Genomic DNA, 17,749 nt, shown 5'->3' with positions numbered 1-17,749 from the left:
GACCTATCCAGACTTCGCTTCGGTGAAGGGGGGAGCTATGCGATTTGCGGGGGAGCGACCGGTGGGGCGGTCCTTTGGTGCCAGCCGCTTTGCCCCCTCCCCAACCCTCCCCCGCTCTCGGCCGGCCGAAGGCCGGTCCGATCGCGGGAGAGGGGACTGCCGCCGATTCGACGCGTGCTCCCTCTCCCGCAAAGCGGGGGACGGTTGGGGAGGGGGCAAGAGGTCGCAGCAATTGCAAGTCGGGGATCACGCCGCCAACGTCCGCGCCAGCGTGTCGCCGTCCACATTGCGCCCGGACAGCACCGCCACCGTCCGCCCGGTTCGCCCAAGCCGGCCGCCCAGGACCGCGGCGACTCCGGCGGCGCCGGCCCCTTCCGCCACCACGCCGAAGGAGCGGTGCAGGGCGCGCATCGCGGCGGCGATCTCCGCCTCCTCCACCTCGACCACCCGGTCGACCAGCGTGTCGACGATGGCTTGGGGCAGCTTGCCGAGCGCATGAACATTGATGCCGTCGGCCAGCGTTGGGCCGCCGCGCCGGGCAAGGCGCACGCCGATCACCCGCACCCGCGGGCGCTGCGCCTTCACCGCGGCGGCCACGCCGGCCAGCAGCCCGCCGCCGCCGACCGGTACCACCACCGTATCGACGTCCGGCCGGTCGGCCAGGATCTCCAGCCCGACCGTCCCCTGCCCGGCGATCACATCGGGATCGTCATAGGGGTGGAGAAAGGTAAGCCGCCGCTCCGCCGCCAGTTCCAGGGCCTTGCCCTTCGCCTCGCCGACCGTGGCGCCGTGCAGCACCACCTCGGCGCCCAGTTCGGCGGTGCGCTCCACCTTGCAGCGCGGGGCCGTCTCCGGCATCACGATGGTGGCCTTCACCCCCAGCCGGGCGGCGTGCAGCGCCACCCCCTGCGCATGGTTGCCGGCCGACATCGCCACCACGCCGCCGGCCCGCTCCGGCGCCGTCAGCCGCAGCAGGCGGTTCAGGGCGCCGCGCTCCTTGAACGCGCCGGTGGCCTGGAACACCTCAGCCTTCAGCCACAGTTCGCGGTCGAGCGTCGGGGCATGCAGCAGCGGCGTGTGGACGATCTGGCCGGACAGCCGTCGGGCGGCGTCGGTCACCGCCGACAGCGGCAGCCAGGCCGGAAGAAGATTTCCGACGGGCCGATCTTCAAAATCGGAATTGTGGACGGGCGTGCAGACAGAGAGGGTGCGCGCGGCATCGGCATGCGCGGTGAACATCGCGAAAATCCTCGGCGAACGAATTTTTGGGTAGGACGGGCGTGCCCCGGACCGCCTCAGCGGACCGGGTGAATAATTCGCGCCGAGCCACACATTCGCTCGCCGAGACGGACGCCGTTGTTCGACGCCGCAACAGCAGTCAGACGATGGGACTTGTCATGAACCGGATTGAGGGTTCCGGAGACCACAGGGTGCAGCGACACGCCACACACTCCACACGACCAGTGAACACGAACGCGGCAACCTCCGACGCTTCAAAGCGCCGGGCCGGTAATTCGCATTCGCATGGTGTCGGTGGTGTTCATGGGATCTGCATACCCGTTGCCGCGGCGGCGGTCAAGCCGTCTTCGTCCAAATTGTCGCAGGGCAATGCCAAGCGCTTAGGCCAGTTCGACCCGGTTCCTCCCGAGCGCCTTGGCCCGGTAGAGCGCCTGATCGGCCCGGCCCAGCACGCTTTCCACCGAATCCTCCAGCGAAGACACCTCGGTCAGGCCGAAGCTTCCGGTCAGCTGAAAGCTTCGGCCATCGGGAAGCTCGATCGCCAGCGCCGCCAGTCCGACGCGCAGCCGCTCCGCGATCGCCGCACCGCCGGTGCGCGAGGTCCCGGGCAGCAGGATGGCGAACTCCTCCCCGCCGATGCGGCCGATCTGGTCGCTGCCGCGCAGTTGGCTGCGGATCTCCTCGACCACCCTGCGGATGGCGACGTCGCCGGCGGCATGGCCCAGTTCATCGTTGATGCGCTTGAAATGGTCGATGTCGAGCATGACGAGGCAGGCGGTCCCGGCACCGCGTCCGGTCACGATCCGCTCCAGCAGCTCCAGGATTTGCCGGCGGTTGTGGGCGCCGCTCAGCGGATCGGTGGTGGCGAGACGGTGCAGTTCATGCTCCATCCGCCGCCGCTCGGTGATGTCGGTGGCGATGCCAATCACCCCGGCCTCCGTTCCGTCGGGCGCGGTCAGCGGTCGCTTCACCACCAGCAGCTCCCGTGTCCGCCCGTCCGGCCCCTCCACACTCGACTCGAAGGAGAAGGCCCCCGCGCCGGCCGGCACCGGTTCGGACGCCGTCCGGCGGCCGGCGGACCATTCGATCCCGTCGGCGGAGTTCGGAAACAGCTCACGGAAGGCGCGGTTGCACAGGGCATAGCGGCCGGCGGCGTCCTTGTACCAGACCGGACTCGGCATCATCTCGACGAGGTTTTCGATGAAGCGGCGCTGTTCGTCGGCCAGCGCGGTCTGCCGTTCCAGCTCAGCCGTGCGTTCGGCGACACGGCGTTCCAGCGACTGGTTCAGCGACTCGATGGTGACGAGATCGCGCCAGCTGCGCACCGCGCCGACCAGGCTGGTGAACAGCTTCTGGGCGGTCAGCTCCGCCTTGCTCTTATAGTCGTTGATGTCATAGGCGACGATGGCCTCGCGCTCCGGCGCCTGTCCGGGCTGGCCGGTGCGCAGGATGATGCGGATGTGGCGGTTGCCCAGGTCGCGCCGGATGTAATGGACCAGGTGCAGCCCGGCATCCTGCGTCTCCATCACCACGTCGAGCAGGGCCACCGGCAGGTCCGACCGTTCGGCGAGGATCGCCTGCGCCTCCGCCGCCGAGAAGGCGCTGACGATGGCGAAGCGACGGCCTTCGAACTCGAAATCCTTCAGCAGCACGCGGGTCATCGCGTGCACCTGCTCGTCGTCGTCCACCACCAGGATCGGCCAGGGGGCAGCCGCCGCCGACTGCCGTTCCGGCATCGTGCCGGGGTCTTCATCCTCGAACATCAGGTCATCGGGAGACGCGTCCATGGTCGGGACCTGCCCAGTCAAGGTTTGCATAAGCCTGTCGCTCACTGGGGCTCGATGTCTACGCCGGAGAAATCCTGATTGAAGATGTTGTTGGTGTAGTTTTTCACCTCCTTGCGATGGGCGACGGCAATAATGGAATTCGCGATGGGAAACCACGGAACTTCTTCATGAAAGATTCGCTGCGCTTCCTTGTAATAGGCGGTGCGGCGTTCGACGTCGGTGGTGACCTTGGCCTTCGTGATCCGGTCTTCGAAAGCCGGATTGCACCATCTTGCAAGGTTGGCCCCGCCCGGACGCACGGCACCGCAGCTCAGCAGGAAATAGAGGAAATTGTCCGGATCGCCGTTGTCGCCAGTCCAGCCGTAAATCACCATGTCCGGGTCGCCCTGCGTCACCTGACGGCGATAGTTGCTCCAGCTGTCCGTATACAAAGTGACCTTGATCCCGACGCGCTCCAGATTCTCGCGGATCATTTCGGCGGCGCGCTTGCCGTTCGGCAAATAGGGGCGCGTGACCGGCGTGTACCACAGATCGAGCGAGAAGCCTTCGGAATATCCCGCCTCGGCCAGCAGGCGGCGGGCCGCCGCCGGGTCGAACGGATAATCCTCGATGCCGTCGTCGTAGGACCACATGCCCGGCGGAATCGGGTTCTTCGCCGGCGATCCGCCGTTCTGATAGACCGCATCGACCAGGGTGCGCTTGTCGATCGCCATGGTGAGGGCGCGCCGCACCCGCACATCGTTCAGCGGCGGCTTGCCCGTGTTGAACGCCATATAGGCGACGTTGCGGCCGTCCTGCTGCTCGATCACCAGATTGGGGTCTTTTGCAATCGCCCCCAGTTCGGCCGGATTGGGGAAGATCATCACATGGCATTCGCCGGACCGCAGCTTGTTCAGGCGCACCGCGATGTTCGGCGTGATCGAATAGATCAGGTTGTCCAGCGGCTGGCGCCCCCGCCAATAGCCGTCGAAGGCCTTGTAGCGGATCGCCACATCCTTGTGGAAGGACACCAGCCGGAACGGCCCCGTGCCGATCGGTCTCTCGTCGAACAGATCCTGCTTTCCGGCCTTCATCAGGACATCGGCGTATTCGGCGGACTGGATCGACAGGAACGGCATGGCCAGATCGGCCAGGAAGGGAGCCTCCGAATGGGTCAGGGTGATGCGGACCGTGTGATCGTCCAGCTTCTCCACCGATTTCAGCAGATCCGGCAGCCCCATGCCCCTGAAATACTCGTAATTCGCCGTGCCGACGGCGTGATAGGGGTGGTCGGCCTGCCATTGACGGTTGATGGTGAACAGCACGTCATCGGCGTTGAGCGACCGGCTGGGAGTAAACAGTTCGTTGGAATGGAAAGAGACATTCCGGCGAAGATGGAATTCATAGACCAGCCCGTCATCCGAAATCCTGTAGGATTCGGCCAGACCGGAATTCATGATCTGCCCGGCCGGACCGAATTCGACCAGATTGTTGAACAGCGGCGTCGTCGCGTTCACGGTCGTGCCCGAGGTCGACACTTGCGCATTGAAGCCCTGCGGATTTCCTTCCGTGCAGTAGACCAGCGACTTGTCGGCCAGCGCGGGGCCCGACAGCCCGGCAAGCCCGATCAGAACAACAGCCCCCTTCGCAAGACTTCGGATCGACGTCTTCAGCGGCAAAGGCATTCACTGCTCCTGCGGGGATGATATTGCGGGCGCCAAGGATATGTTATCAGTAGCAAATCGCCGTGGAAAGCGAATGGTGAAGCGCACGCCGCTGCCGGGAGGACTGTCGACGGCAACCCTGCCACCCAAGCGGTTCACCACGAGGTTGTATACAATGTGAAGCCCGAGGCCAGTGCTTCCGCTTCCACGCCTGGTGGTGAAAAATGGATCGAACACCCGCGGCAGATCGGGCTGGGCAATCCCCCTGCCGTCGTCGGTGTAGACAAGATCCACCATATCGGCTTCCGCCGCATCGACCCGGATCAGCAGATGGCCCTGCTGCCCCTCCCGGTAGGCGTGGGTGATGGAGTTCATCACGAGATTGGTCAGGATCTGTGCCAGAACACCGGGATAGCCGTCGATTTCGATGTCTTCGGGGCATTCGACCCGCAAACTGTGACCCGCCCGGCGCCAGGATGGGCTGAGGCTGGTCGCCAGATCCTCCAGATAGGGTTTCAGCAGGAATTGCCGCTCTTCGCCGCTGGTCTGATCGGCCGCCACCTGCTTGAAGCTCTGCACCAGCTCGCCGGCCTGCCGCAGGTTCAACACCATCAGCCGGGCCAATTCCTCCGATGTCTCCTGGAATTCGGCGAACTCGCTGCGGCGCAGGTTGCCCGCGCCGGCCATCCGCCCGATCTCCGCCAGACGGTCCTGCAGATGGGTCGCCCCCATCAGGGCATTGCCGAGCGGGGTGTTGATCTCGTGCGCCACCCCGGCAACCAACCCGCCCAGCGACGCCATCTTCTCCGCCTGGATCAGGTCGGCCTGGGTCCGGCGCAGATCCTCCAGGGCGCGATCGGCGCGGTCCTTCGCATGGCGGGCCGCCTGTTCGCGCAGGCCGATCTCGCGGATGAAGAAGGCGGCGGCGCGCGCCATCGCGCCGAATTCATCCTGACGGCGGGTGCCGTCGATCGGACCGGCCAGCGGGTCTTCGGCCAACCGGGTCATCTGCCGCTGCAGGCGCAGGACCGGCCGGCTGATCGACCGCGCCACCACCGCCGCGGCGCCGGCGGCCAGCAGCAGGCCGATGGTCGCGCCGATGACCAGGATGCGGCTCAGCAGCTCGCCGATGCGCGCGGCCTCCTCGCGGAAGGTCTCGTCCAGTTGCCGGGCGGTCTCCACCAGGGCGCCGGCGTCGCGGTCCATGGCGATCAGAAGCTGGTTCAGGTGGCGCAGCCCGTCCGCCGTGCGGCGCAGGCTGTCGCGCCAATTGCGGATGGCCGCCAGAACCTCGTCCTGCAGCAGCGGCGACATGGGTAGCTCGCGCACCGTCGCCAACAGGGTGCCGGCATCGGCGACGATGCGGTCGGCCTCCTCCGCGTCGCGCACGGCCACGGCGTCGGCCGCCCGCCGGCCAAGGCGCAGGGCGACGACGGCGACGTTCTGCGTCTCCTGCTCGGTATCGTTGGCCTGGATGGCATAGGCGATCAGCTGGACCACCTCGTCCTGGATCGCGGTGTAGCCGGTGGACTTCACCATCAGGATCCGGGCGGTCAGCGCCTCGATGGCCGCAGCCGCCTCCGCGCCGGCGCGCTGGGCCGACTCCAGTGCCCGCTGGGCCTCCGCGGTGCGGGCCTGCGCCCGATACAACCCGTCGAGCGCCGGGCGCAGGGTCGGCAGGAGAGAGGACAAATAGGTCACGTCGGGCTGACGGCCGAGCGTCCCGGTCAGGACCAGCGCCCGCACCACCGGCAGCGTGCGGAGGACCTGCTCCCCCAGCATCCGCTCGCCCAGACTGGCGGGATGTCCGGCATCTGCCGCCTCGTTGGCATTGGCCTCCGCGATCCCCGCCGCCTCCTGTGCCGCCGCCTCGAACCGGTTCAGCGCCGCGTCGCGCTCCGCATCGGCCGCGCGCAGGTCCGCGACGGCGCCCTGCAGCCCGGCGACGGTGGCCGCGTAGCGGGCGGCGGCCTGCTTCGCCGGATAGCGGTCGACCAGCGGGTCCGTCCGCCCCAGCACCGCCTGCAGCCGGTCGGCCGTCGCCGTCAGCCGGTCGGTGGCGATGCGGAAATCGCCGGCGGTCAGGGGCTGCCGGTCGCCATGCAGGCCGCTGCCGAATCCGAGCGCCGCGACATGCTGGGCCTCGGCGCGCTGGAGGTCCAACATCGCCTCGCGCAGTTCATGGGCGCCGTCCACCACCTCGCGGCTGTCGCGCAGACGCTTGTCGGCTTCCGTCAGCGACCCCAGGGAGTCGACGTTGGCGGCATGCTGCCGTTCGCGGGCACGGTCGGTCAAAGCCATCAGCGTGGCGGAGTGGAGCCCCATGTCGGCGACGGCGGCGTCGTTCGCCGCGGTCACCTGGATGAAGCTGCGCATCTGGTCGACATAGCGCGCCAGCACGGCGGTCGCGCGCTCCACCTCCGACCGGTGGGTCCTGGCCGACCCGGCCTCGTCCAGCTGCCGCAGTTCGGACGCGGCGGAACTCGACAACTTTTCGAAACGGTCCGCGCGGCCGGCGCGGTCGGCCGGCGCCACCTGGAGATAATCGATGCGGGCCGCCGTCGCCGCCAGAACGTCGCGATAGACGGAGCCGGCGAGCACCGCCGATTCATAGACCCGCTCGCTGCGGGCCAGCAGCAGCCCGCCCGCCACCGCGATCACCGCGGCGACCGCCACCGGCACGCCGCCGACCATGGCGATGCGCGACCGAATCCTCATTCGCGTCCCGCCGCGCCGTCACGCGCGCAGGTTGCCCGGACAGGCCGTCGGGACAGGGAACGGACAAAGGGTGATCGGCGAGCCGCCACGAACGCTCCGCATTCAGGACCCAATGGGCCTTATCAGAGCAATGTTCGGGGGCAAAGGGATAATGCTTCAAGTAGAAAAGGAGCAGGGCGGACGGGACGGCCGGTCGACTTGCCCCGCCCTGGCCGCCCTGGCCTGCCGCGCTCTCGGATCAGGACTTGCCGGCCACGCCCAGCTTGGCCTGCACGGCCGCCAGCCCGTCCTTGCCGTCGAAGGTGGTGACGCCGTCGAGCCAGCCCTTCAGCACCTCGGGGTTCTTCTTCAGCCAGGCCTTGGCGGCGGCATCCGGCTTCTTGTTGTCGTTCATGATGTCGCCCATCACGGCGTTTTCCATGTCCAGCGTGAAGGACAGGTTGGACAGCAGCTTGCCCACGTTCGGGCATTCGGCGGCATAGCCCTTGCGGACGTTGGTGCTGACGGTGGCGCCGCCCAGGTTGGGGCCGAACCAGTCGTCGCCGCCTTCCAGATAGGTCAGTTCGAAGCTCTTGTTCATCGGGTGCGGTTCCCAACCCAGGAAGACCACCCAGCCCTTGCTGCGGGTCGCCCGCTTCACCTCGGCCAGCATGCCGGCCTCGCTGGACTCGACCAGCTTGAAGTCCTTCAGGCCGAAGGCGTCGGCCTTCAGCATCTTGTCGATGATGAGGTTGCCGTCGTTGCCGGCCTCGATGCCGTAGATCTTGCCGCCCAATTTGTCCTTGAACTTCGCGATGTCGGCGAAGCTCTTCAGACCGGCCTCGGCAGCGTATTTCGGCACGGCCAGCGTGTATTTGGCGCCTTCCAGATTGACGCGCGTCACCTCGACCGAGCCGTCCTCCAGCACCGGCTTGATGAAGGGCTCCATCGTCGGCATCCAGTTGCCGAGGAAGACATCCAGCGACTTGGTCTTCAGCCCGGTATAGACCAGCGGCACCGACGTCATCGTGGTGGTCGGCTTGTAGCCAAGCGCGTCCAGCGTGACGGAGGCGAGCGCCGTCGTCGCCGCGATGTCGGTCCAGCCGACGTCGCCGAAGCGCACCGCCTTGCAGGCGGCCGGATCGGCGGCCAGCGCCCCGCCGGCACCCAACGCCATCACCGCCGCGATGCCCACACCGGCAATCCATTTGGCCGGAGCCTTCCATCCGTTCATCTGCTCAACTCCTCGTTCTTGTTGTTCCAGTCTGCGGCATCTGCCGTTTTCGTCATCGACGGAGCGGTGAAAATGGCGCATTTGTTGCGGCGCAAGCCAAGGTCCCGGTTGCGGACGGCCTTGGCGGACAAGGACAGGAGACCGCCAGCCCCATGCCCAAAGTCGGAATGGAACCGATCCGCCGCCGCCAGTTGATCGACGCGACCATCTCCTCGATGGGCAAGCACGGCCTGGCGGACACCACAGTGCAGACGATCAGCCGCGGGGCCGGCGTGTCGCCCGGCATCATCCATCATTATTTCGGCGGCAAGGACGAACTGCTGGCCGCCACCATGCGCAGCATGCTGCAGCAGTTGCGCGACGACGCGACCCAGCGGCTGGCGGCGGCCGATTCGCCGCGCGCCCGGCTGGAGGCGATCGTCGACTGCAACTTCGCCCCCGACCAGTTCGAGCCGCGGGTGGTCGCGGCATGGCTGGGCTTCTGGGCCCAGGCGCCGCACAATCCGGCACTGAGCCGGCTGCAGCGGATCAACGCCCGCCGGCTGCATTCCAACCTGCTGCATGCCCTGCGCCCGCTGCTGCCGCCGGAACGGGCGGAGCGGGTGGCGGTCGGGCTGGCGGCGATGATCGACGGGCTGTGGCTGCGCTTCGCCCTGACCGGCGCCATCGACGGCAGCGCCGCGCGCGCCGTGGCGCTCGGCTACCTCGATTCCGAACTGAACGCCTGACCTCACCGCCGCCACCAGCGACGCTTGGCTTTTCCGGCGGCGGCCGGTCGGCCAAGTCCCCGGCCGAAACTCTGGGTGATGCGGTCGAGCACGACGGCAAGGAACACCACGCTCAGCCCGCTCTGCACGCCAAGCCCGATGTCCAGGCGCTGGATGCCCTGCAGCACCACGTTGCCCAGGCCCCCGGCGCCGATCATCGAGGCGACGACGATCATCGACAGCGCCATCATCATGGTCTGGTTCACCCCGGCCATGATCGACGGCAGGGCGTTGGGCAGTTGTATCTTGAACAAGAGCTGATGTTGGCGGCAGCCGAAGGCGCGGCCGGCCTCCACCAGCTCGACCGGAACCTGCCGGATGCCGAGCGCGGTCAGCCGCACCGCCGGCGGCATGGCGAAGACCACGGTGGCGATGATGCCCGGCACCCGGCCCAGCCCGAAGAACAGCACAGCCGGGATCAGATAGACGAAGGCCGGCATCGTCTGCATCAGGTCGAGCAGCGTCTTGCCCAGCCCGTCGGCGAGCTTGCTGCGCGCCATCCAGATGCCCAGCGGCACCCCGCCCATCAGGCTGAGCGCGGTGGAGGCCAGCACCAGCCCCAGGGTGGAAACCGTCGGCTCCCACAGCCCCATCACGAAGATGCCGCCCAGCGCCAGCAGGGTGAACAGGGCGAAGCCGCGCCCGACCCGCCACAGGGCGATGGCCGCCAGCACCAGCGCCAGCAGCCAGGGCGGCACCCCCAGCAGCAGCCCGTCCAGCGTCTCGCCCAGCCCGTCGACCGCCGCGGCGATGACCGACAGCGCCGGCTGCCCATGGTCGAGGATCGTGTTCACCAGCCATTCGGAGCCGCGGGCGATGCCGCCGCCGATGGTCTCGCTCAGCCACTCGACATCGATCAGCGCGGCGTCAGACATGGCGCACCTCGCGCCCGGCACCCTCGCCACGGTCGAGCGCCTCCAGCAGCACCGCGCGGGAGATCACGCCGATGAGCCGGCCGTCCGCCTCGACCACCGGCAGCGGACCGGGCGCCGCGGCGACCCGGCCGAGCAGCGCGTGGATGGGGGTGTCGGCGGCCACCGGCTCAAGCCCGGGCTGCGGCAATCCGTCATCGGGTGGCCGGGCGATGTCGCGGGCGCGCAGAACGCGTGAGGCATCGACGCCGCGGAAGAAGGCGCGGACGTACTCGTCGGCCGGCGCCCGCAGGATTTCCGCCGGGGTGCCGATCTGGGCGATCCGCCCGTCCTCCATCACCGCGATGCGGTCGGCGATGCGCATCGCCTCCTCCGCGTCGTGGGAGATGAAGACGATGGTGCGGGCATCCTCGCGCTGCAGCCGCAGGAGTTCGCCCTGCATGTCGCTGCGGATCAGCGGGTCGAGCGCCGAGAAGGCCTCGTCCATCAGCATGATCGTCGGGTTCTTGGCCAGCGCGCGGGCCAGCCCCACCCGCTGCTGCATGCCGCCCGACAGTTCGTTCGGATAGCGGTCGGCATAGTCCGCCAGCCCGACCCGCTCCAGCGCCGTCAGCGCCGCCCTGCGCCGCTCCCCGCGCTTTACCCCGGCGACCTCCAGCCCGAAGGCGGCGTTCTCCAGCGCGGTGCGGTTGGGCAGCAGGGCGAAGGACTGGAACACCATGCTCATGTCCCGCCGCAGCACCTCGACCAGCGCGGAGTAGGACAGGCCGGTCAGGTCGCGGCCATCCAGCCGGATTTCTCCCTCCGACGGTTCGATCAGCCGGTTCAGAAGCCGGACGATGGTCGATTTGCCCGATCCCGACAGGCCCATGATGACGAAGATCTCGCCGGCCCGGATATCGAAGCTGGCCTCGGCCACGCCGACATTGACGTTCAGCCGCTGCAACACCTCGGCCTTGGTCGCGCCGTGCCGCAGCATCTCCAGCGCAGGACTTGGATCGTCGGCAAAGACCTTGCGCAGGCCACGGACCGCCAGACGCACCGGTGCGGTGCCGGTCGAAGACGAACCGGTGGGCGTGGGCAGGATCATCGTCATAGGCAAGGCTTCCGAAACGCAACAGACCAGGGTGAAGTCAATCGGGCCGTAGATTGCCCCGAGACGAGGGGCGCGGTCGATAGCTGCGTTCACGAAAGCTGCATTTTGACGGCGCTGCGGCGCGATTGGCCGCAGACGAGTCCAATTTTATTTTGATTGATCGTTCAATGAAAAATCGAGATGCACATCTTCCGGCGCAGGGGAGTCCCCTCTCCCCGGGGGGGAGAGGGGAACCCTCTCGTCCTCAGACCCGCTCGAAGATGGCGGCGATGCCCTGGCCGCCGCCAATGCACATGGTCACCAGGGCATAGCGGCCGCCGGTGCGGTGCAGTTCGTGGATCGCCTTCACCGTGATGATGGCGCCGGTCGCTCCCACCGGATGGCCGAGCGAGATGCCGGACCCATTGGGATTCACCTTGGACGGGTCGAAATCCAGCTCGCGGATCACGGCGCAGGCTTGCGCTGCGAAGGCCTCGTTGGATTCGATCACGTCGAGGTCGGCGACCGACAGGCCGGTCCGCTCCAGCACCTTGCGGGTCGCCGGGATCGGGCCGATGCCCATGTAATCGGGCTCGACGCCGGCATGGGCGTAACCGACGAGGCGGGCCAGCGGCTTCAGCCCCAGCGCCTCGGCCCGGCGGGCGTCGGCCAGCACCACCGCGGCGGCGCCGTCATTCAGGCCGGAGGCATTGCCGGCGGTCACCGACCCGTCCTTCTTGAAGACCGGCTTCATCTTCGCCAGCCCTTCCGGGGTGACGTCGCCGCGCACATGCTCGTCGGTGTCGAAGACGATGGTGCCCTTGCGGGACGCGATCTCCACCGGGACGATCTGGTCCTTGAAGCGGCCCTCGGCGATGGCGCGGGCGGCACGGCGCTGGCTTTCGAGCGCCAGGGCGTCCTGCGCCTCGCGGTCGATGCCGTAGCGGGCGGCGACGTTCTCCGCCGTGACGCCCATGTGAATCTTCTGCCAGGGGTCGTGCAGGATGCCGTTCATGTAATCGACCAGCGCCCCGTCGCCCAGGCGGGTGCCCCAACGGGCGCTCGGCACGAAATAGGGGCCGCGGCTCATCGATTCCGCACCGGCGCCGATGGCGACCTCGCAATCGCCGAGCGCGATGGACTGCGCCGCCGAAACGATGGCCTGCAGGCCGGAGCCGCACAGGCGGTTGACGTTGAAGGCCGGGGTGCCGATGGGAATGCCGGCGTCGATGGCGGCGACGCGGCTGAGATAGGCGTCGTTGGTCTCGGTCGGGATGACGTTGCCCATCACCACATGGCCGATGGCGTCGGCCGCGGCGCCGGAGCGTTCCAGCGCCGCCTTGACCGCCACGGTGGCGAGACGGGTCAGCGGCACATCCTTCAGGCTGCCGCCGAAACCGCCGATGGCGGTGCGGGCGGCGCCGACGATGACGATGTCGTTCTGCATGGTTTGGTCCACTTCTCGGACGGAGAGAACGGTTAGCGGCCGGTGAAGTCCGGCTTGCGCTTGGCGATGAAGGCGCCGACGCCCTCGCGGAAGTCGTCGGTGGCGGCGGTGGCGAGGAAGCGGTCGCGCTCGGCGTCCAACTGCTGGTCCAGCGTCCGGTCGAAGGACTGGCGCATCAGGTGGCGGACGCCGGCATAGGCGACGGTCGGCCCGGCGGCCAGCCGCTCCGCCAGCTTCGCGGTTTCCTCGGCGAGCGAGGCGGCAGGCACCACCCGGTTGACCAGCCCGATCCGCAGGGCCTCCGCGGCGTCGATCACGTCGGACAGCATCGCCAGTTCCATGGCACGGCGCAGCCCGACCAGGCGCGGCAGGTGGAAGCTGCCCGAGCCGTCCGGGGTGGCGCCGATGCGGGCGTAGGCCATGGTGAACTTGGCGTCGTCGGCGGCGATGCAGAGGTCGGCGGCGCTGGCGAGGCTCATCCCCGCACCCGCCACCGGCCCATGGACGGAGGCCAGGACCGGCACGTCCAGCCGGTCGAGGACGCGCAGCGCCTCGTGCAGATGGTCGATAATGGCGCCGGCCACGGCGGGTGCCGCGGCGGGATCGTCGTTGAAGCGGCCGACATCGCCGCCGGCCATGAAGCCGCGCCCATTGCCGGCGATCACAAGAACCCGCGTCGGTCCCGTCCCGCCTTCACCCGCCACGCTGCGGCAGGCGTCGAGGAAGGCGGCGGCGGTCGGCTCGTCCAGTGCGTTCAGCACGCCCGGCCGGTTCAGCCGGATCCAGGACACCGCCCCTTCGCGGACGAGAAGAACCGGTGGGGCTATGTCGGACATGATGGCGTCTCCCCTGATGTCGGCGGAACGGGCATTACCTGATGGAAGGTATGTTACCGTACGGTATGTTCTGTCAACGGTTCGGTTGACCCAATGGTAAGGCCTGGCCGCCGAAGTGCTGGTCTGCGGCGGCGGAGCGAATCCATGGCTTGGCTGTTGGACCCCGGACAGTGCAAGCTGCCGCCCGTCAACAAAGGATCGGAGTCCCCGCCATGCATCATCGGAACCTGACCGGCTTACCGGCCATGACTCGCTGACGGCGGCGGAGATACGGCATGCCTATGGTTGTGCGTTCGGTCGCCTCGCTTCTGCTGGGCGTGGCCTTTCTGATGCTGGGGAACGGTGCCCTGTCGACCCTGATCGGCCTTCGCCTCGCGGCGACCGATTCCGGGACCACCGCGGTCGGAATGATCACCGCCGCCTATTATGCCGGGCTGACCCTGGGGTCGCTCTTCGCGCACCGGATCATCACCCGCGTCGGCCATATCCGGTCCTTCTCCGCCTTCGCCTCGGTCGTTTCGGTGGCGGCGTTGTCGCATGCACTGTTCGTCGATGCGTCGCTGTGGGCAGTTCTGCGTCTGACGCAGGGGTTCTGCATGGCGGGACTCTATATGTGCATCGAAAGCTGGCTGAACGGCACCGCCACCAACGAGAGCCGCGGACAGCTGCTGTCGGCCTACATGGTGACGCTGTACGGCGCCTCGGGCGTCGGCCAGCAGTTGCTGCGGCTGGACGACGAGACCGGCATCCGGCTGTTCATGGTCGTGTCGATCCTGCTGACGCTGGCGCTGGTGCCGGTGGCGCTGACGCGGACCACCCCGCCGCAGTTGCCGGACGTGTCGTCCTTCGGCATCCGGCGGCTCTATCAAAGCTCGCCGCTCGGCGTGGCCGGCGTCTTCATCAGCGGGGCGATCACCGGATCGATCTACGGTCTTGCCCCGGTGTTCGGCGCCGCCTCCGATTTCGGGGTGTCGGGAACGGCGCTGTTCATGTCGGTGCTGATCCTCGGCGGCATGGCTCTGCAATGGCCGCTCGGCCGGCTGTCCGACCGCTTCGACCGGCGCAGCGTCATCATCGGCCTGACCGCGGCGCTGTCGGTGATCAGCGTCTGCATGATCGCCGCCGCCGGGATGAACCAGCAGCTGGCGCTGATGCTGGTGGCGCCAGTGTTCGGCGGCCTGTCCTTCACGATCTATCCGATCTGCGCCGCCCACACCAACGACTATGTGCGCCGAGAAGACATGGTGTCGGCCAGCGGCGGCCTGATCCTGTCCAACTCGGTCGGCGCCATCATCGGGCCGCCGGTGGCATCGGCCCTGATGACCGTCACGGGGCCGACCGGCCTGTTCGCCTTCATCGGCGGCGGCGCGCTGTGCGCCACCGTCTATGGCCTGTGGCGATCCCGCGTCCGTCCGCCGCTGCCGGCCGAGGAGCAGGCAGCCTTCCGCCCGCTGCCGCAGACGACGCCCACCGTCTCTCCGCTCGATCCCATGAGCGCGCTGAAATCATCGCCGGAGCACTGACGATTTACACAGGCCTCCGTTAACGAGTTCGGGGTAAGCTGCCCGGCGGTGGAATGCTGTCTGGTGGTTGCATGCCGTTTTCGCGGGAGCCCCTCTTGCCCGGGCGGTCGGATCAGGATCCGGACCAGGATCGGCCGGCGCAGACTCTGGATGCCGACCGGCTTGGGGTGCTGGTCGTTGCGGTGGCGCGGGATCGCGACCGCAAGGCGTTCGCGTCGCTGTTCCGCCATTTCGCCCCGAAGATCCTGCAATATTGCCTGAAGCTCGGCGCCGACCGCAGCATGGCGGAGGAGCTGGTGCAGGACGTGATGCTGACGGTCTGGCTGAAGGCCGACAGCTTCGATCCCGCCCAGGCCACCGTCGGCACCTGGGTCTTCACCATCGCCCGCAACCGGCGCATCGACCGCCTGCGCAAGGAGATGCGACCGGCCCCCGACCTGGAGGATCCGGCGATGACCCCGCAATCCCTCGCCACGCCCGAGGAGTCCGCCCAGCTGGTCCAGAGCAGCCGGCATTTGCAGAACGCGATCGATTCGCTGGCGGCAAACCAATCCGAAGTGTTACGCCGTTCGTATTTCCTTGAGCAGACACACGAGGAGATCGCCGAGGACACCGAGGTGCCGTTGGGCACGGTGAAGACCCGGCTGCGCCTCGCGCTCGGCCATTTGAAACGCAGCTTGGGGGACAAGGCGTGACGTTGCCTCTCCACCATCCCGACGACCAGCTTCTGATCGGCTATGCCAGCGGGCAGGAGCGGGCCGGCAAGTCGCTGCTGGTGGCGACCCACCTCGCCTATTGTCCGGACTGCCGCCGGCGCGTCGCCTCTTTTGAGGCCTTGTGCGGCAGCTGGTTCGAGGAGCTGCCCTGCAACGATCACGACGGGCTGGACGCCCTGCTCGACCGGATGGACGGCCTGCTCACCGCCGCTCACGCACCGGCGGAGGCGAAACCGCCAAAGCCGCTTGCCGCCGGCTCCTTGGGCGGGCGCCCGGTGCCGGAGCCGCTGCGCAGCTGGCTGCCGGAGGCGATCGACACGCCGACCGACGACGGCACCTGGCGGGAGATCGCCAAGGGGGTTTGGCTGTCGGGCTGGGAACGCACCCTGTCCGGAACGACCATCTGCCTGCTGCGCATGGCCTCGGGCGCCCCGGTGCCGGCCCACCGCCACACCGCAGACGAACTGCTGCTGGTCCTTCAGGGCGCGTTCAGCGACGAATATGGCAGCTACGCCGTCGGCGACGTTGCCCAATACGTCGCCGACACCGACCATCACGCCAGCGGCGCCAGCGAGGAAGACTGCATCTGTCTCTTCCTGCTGGACGGCGTGCTGATCTTCCTCGACGAGGCCGGAAACCCTGCTTAGCCGACGAGGTCCTGATATTCCGGGTGGCGCTTGATGTAGGCCTCGATGAAGGTGCAGAGGGGAATGACCTTCAGCCCCTTCGCCCGGATGTCGTCCAGCGCGCCCTTGGCCAGCGCCGACCCCACACCCTGGCCCGACATTTCGCCCGGCACTTCGGTGTGGGTCAGGGCGATCTTGCCCTCACGCATGTCGTAGGTGACGAAAGCGGTGGAGTCCGCCACCGTCAACTCGTATCGGCTGCGTTCCTCGTTGTTCCGCACCTTGTCCTGCAAGCTCATGATCGTATTCGCCTTTGGTGATTGCGGATCGTCAGCCGACCATCAGGGATTCCGCCCCGTCGATCCAGACCGGCGTGCCGGTGATGTGCTTGGCCCGGTCCGACGCCAGGAACAGCGCGAGATCCGCCACGTCGAAGCTGTCGCCGGACTTGCCGCCGGTCAGGGGCACCTTGCCCTGCGGATATTCGATCGGGGTCTGCACCGATTCAAGGTTCCGCTTCTGGGTGTTGTCGGGAATCTCGGTGTCGATGATGCCGGGGCAGATGGCGTTGACGCGGATGCGGCTCGGCGCCAGTTCCAACGCCAGCATCTTCACCATGGCGAGCTGTGCCGCCTTGGTGCAGGAATAGGCGGTGGCGCCGGTGTTGCTGAACACCCGCGTGCCGTTGATCGACGCGGTGACGATCACCGATCCGCCGCCCGCCTTCTTCAGATGCGGAACCGAATGGTGCAGCGTCAGATAGGCGCCACGCAGGTTGGTGTTGATGGTGCGGTCCCATTCCTCCGGCGTCAGTTCGTCGATGGGCGCCCAGACGCCGTTGATGCCGGCATTGGCGAAGACGATGTCGAGCCGCCCAAACTCCCCCACCAGCCGGTCGATGGCCTGACGCATCGCCGCATCGTCACCGACATCGGCGGTCAGGGCCAGCGCCTTGCCGCCAGCCGCCTTGATTTCCTCGGCGGTCTGCGTGATCTCGTCCGCGGTGTGGCTCAGCACGCCGACGCTGGCGCCGGCCTGGGCGAAGCGCACCGCCGACGCCTTGCCGATGCCCGATCCCGCACCGGTGACCAGCGCAACCTTCCCCGTCAAATCCATAACCCTAAACTCCGTCTGCACGCTTCAACGCGAACCCCAACCTCCGCCCGCACCGATCGGTTCCCGCCGCCGCGTCGCCGCACTTAAATTCCGTATATTGAAACTATATTCCGAAAACTTGCGCTGATCGAATCGTCTGCTAGACTGACGGTCAGCGGGCCACCTTTCACG

Annotated in this window: 15 protein-coding genes; 4 read left to right on the top strand and 11 right to left on the bottom strand. The window is 67.8% G+C overall.

The annotated features are described in order from the left end of the window. Window positions 1-246 precede the first annotated feature (246 nt). From B9N97_RS11355 to B9N97_RS11335, 5 genes are all read right to left on the bottom strand, one after another. Complete coding sequence (locus tag B9N97_RS11355; protein ID WP_085086350.1) at window positions 247-1,239, bottom strand: pyridoxal-phosphate dependent enzyme; 993 nt, start codon at window positions 1,237-1,239, stop codon at window positions 247-249. A gap of 380 nt (window positions 1,240-1,619) precedes the next feature. Next, the gene (locus B9N97_RS11350) at window positions 1,620-3,026 is read right to left on the bottom strand and encodes a sensor domain-containing diguanylate cyclase (RefSeq protein ID WP_085086748.1); all 1,407 of its coding nucleotides are present in this window, start codon (window positions 3,024-3,026) and stop codon (window positions 1,620-1,622) included. A 41-nt stretch (window positions 3,027-3,067) separates the two neighbouring features. Next, complete coding sequence (locus B9N97_RS11345) at window positions 3,068-4,690, bottom strand: ABC transporter substrate-binding protein (protein WP_085086348.1); 1,623 nt, start codon at window positions 4,688-4,690, stop codon at window positions 3,068-3,070. Beyond that, window positions 4,691-7,387, bottom strand: a complete 2,697-nt coding sequence (locus B9N97_RS11340) for a sensor histidine kinase (RefSeq protein ID WP_244560671.1) — start codon at window positions 7,385-7,387, stop codon at window positions 4,691-4,693. A gap of 238 nt (window positions 7,388-7,625) precedes the next feature. Further along, window positions 7,626-8,600 (bottom strand): choline ABC transporter substrate-binding protein, encoded by a 975-nt coding sequence (locus tag B9N97_RS11335; protein ID WP_085086344.1) that lies wholly within the window; start codon window positions 8,598-8,600, stop codon window positions 7,626-7,628. Window positions 8,601-8,752: 152 nt separating this feature from the next. On the opposite strand from B9N97_RS11335, the gene betI reads away from it, so the two are divergent. Further along, entirely contained in the window at window positions 8,753-9,328 is a 576-nt protein-coding gene (betI, locus tag B9N97_RS11330) for a transcriptional regulator BetI (RefSeq protein ID WP_085086342.1), read from the top strand. 2 nt (window positions 9,329-9,330) lie between these two features. Here the strand turns inward: betI and B9N97_RS11325 are convergent, their stop codons facing one another. The 4 genes from B9N97_RS11325 to B9N97_RS11310 all read right to left on the bottom strand — a co-directional run bounded on the left by B9N97_RS11325 (window position 9,331) and on the right by B9N97_RS11310 (window position 13,597). After that, a complete protein-coding gene (locus B9N97_RS11325; protein ID WP_085086340.1) occupies window positions 9,331-10,242 on the bottom strand; it encodes an ABC transporter permease in 912 nt (303 codons plus the stop codon). After that, window positions 10,235-11,335: a quaternary amine ABC transporter ATP-binding protein gene (locus tag B9N97_RS11320; RefSeq protein WP_244560670.1), complete on the bottom strand. Its 1,101-nt coding sequence runs from the start codon at window positions 11,333-11,335 to the stop codon at window positions 10,235-10,237. Before B9N97_RS11320 ends, B9N97_RS11325 begins: the two co-directional genes overlap by 8 nt. A gap of 244 nt (window positions 11,336-11,579) precedes the next feature. Continuing rightward, the gene (locus B9N97_RS11315; RefSeq protein ID WP_085086338.1) at window positions 11,580-12,761 is read right to left on the bottom strand and encodes an acetyl-CoA C-acyltransferase family protein; all 1,182 of its coding nucleotides are present in this window, start codon (window positions 12,759-12,761) and stop codon (window positions 11,580-11,582) included. 32 nt (window positions 12,762-12,793) lie between these two features. Continuing rightward, window positions 12,794-13,597: an enoyl-CoA hydratase/isomerase family protein gene (locus B9N97_RS11310; protein ID WP_085086336.1), complete on the bottom strand. Its 804-nt coding sequence runs from the start codon at window positions 13,595-13,597 to the stop codon at window positions 12,794-12,796. 275 nt (window positions 13,598-13,872) lie between these two features. Between B9N97_RS11310 and B9N97_RS11305 the strand changes: the two genes are divergently transcribed. The 3 genes from B9N97_RS11305 (at window position 13,873) to B9N97_RS11295 (ending at window position 16,483) form a co-directional block, all read left to right on the top strand. Then, window positions 13,873-15,120 carry an MFS transporter gene (locus B9N97_RS11305; protein ID WP_085086334.1) on the top strand — a complete coding sequence of 416 codons (1,248 nt, stop codon included), beginning with the start codon at window positions 13,873-13,875 and terminating at the stop codon, window positions 15,118-15,120. Between the two features lie 95 nt (window positions 15,121-15,215). Then, complete coding sequence (locus tag B9N97_RS11300) at window positions 15,216-15,815, top strand: sigma-70 family RNA polymerase sigma factor (RefSeq protein WP_244560669.1); 600 nt, start codon at window positions 15,216-15,218, stop codon at window positions 15,813-15,815. Further along, the gene (locus B9N97_RS11295) at window positions 15,812-16,483 is read left to right on the top strand and encodes a ChrR family anti-sigma-E factor (RefSeq protein ID WP_085086330.1); all 672 of its coding nucleotides are present in this window, start codon (window positions 15,812-15,814) and stop codon (window positions 16,481-16,483) included. Before B9N97_RS11300 ends, B9N97_RS11295 begins: the two co-directional genes overlap by 4 nt. Here B9N97_RS11295 and B9N97_RS11290 read toward each other — a convergent pair. Together B9N97_RS11290 and B9N97_RS11285 are read right to left on the bottom strand one after the other, a co-directional pair. Continuing rightward, on the bottom strand, window positions 16,480-16,761 hold the full coding sequence (locus B9N97_RS11290) for a GNAT family N-acetyltransferase (protein ID WP_085086328.1): 282 nt from the start codon (window positions 16,759-16,761) through the stop codon (window positions 16,480-16,482). The two genes, B9N97_RS11295 and B9N97_RS11290, sit on opposite strands and share 4 nt — an antisense overlap. A gap of 31 nt (window positions 16,762-16,792) precedes the next feature. After that, complete coding sequence (locus B9N97_RS11285) at window positions 16,793-17,578, bottom strand: SDR family oxidoreductase (RefSeq protein ID WP_085086326.1); 786 nt, start codon at window positions 17,576-17,578, stop codon at window positions 16,793-16,795. Between the last annotated feature and the right edge of the window lie 171 nt (window positions 17,579-17,749).

This window comes from Azospirillum oryzae, assembly GCF_900177515.1.
Taxonomy (GTDB): Bacteria; Pseudomonadota; Alphaproteobacteria; order Azospirillales; family Azospirillaceae; genus Azospirillum; species Azospirillum oryzae_A.
Note: the sequence above shows the minus strand (reverse complement) of the source record. Positions and strands in the feature narration are given on the sequence as shown.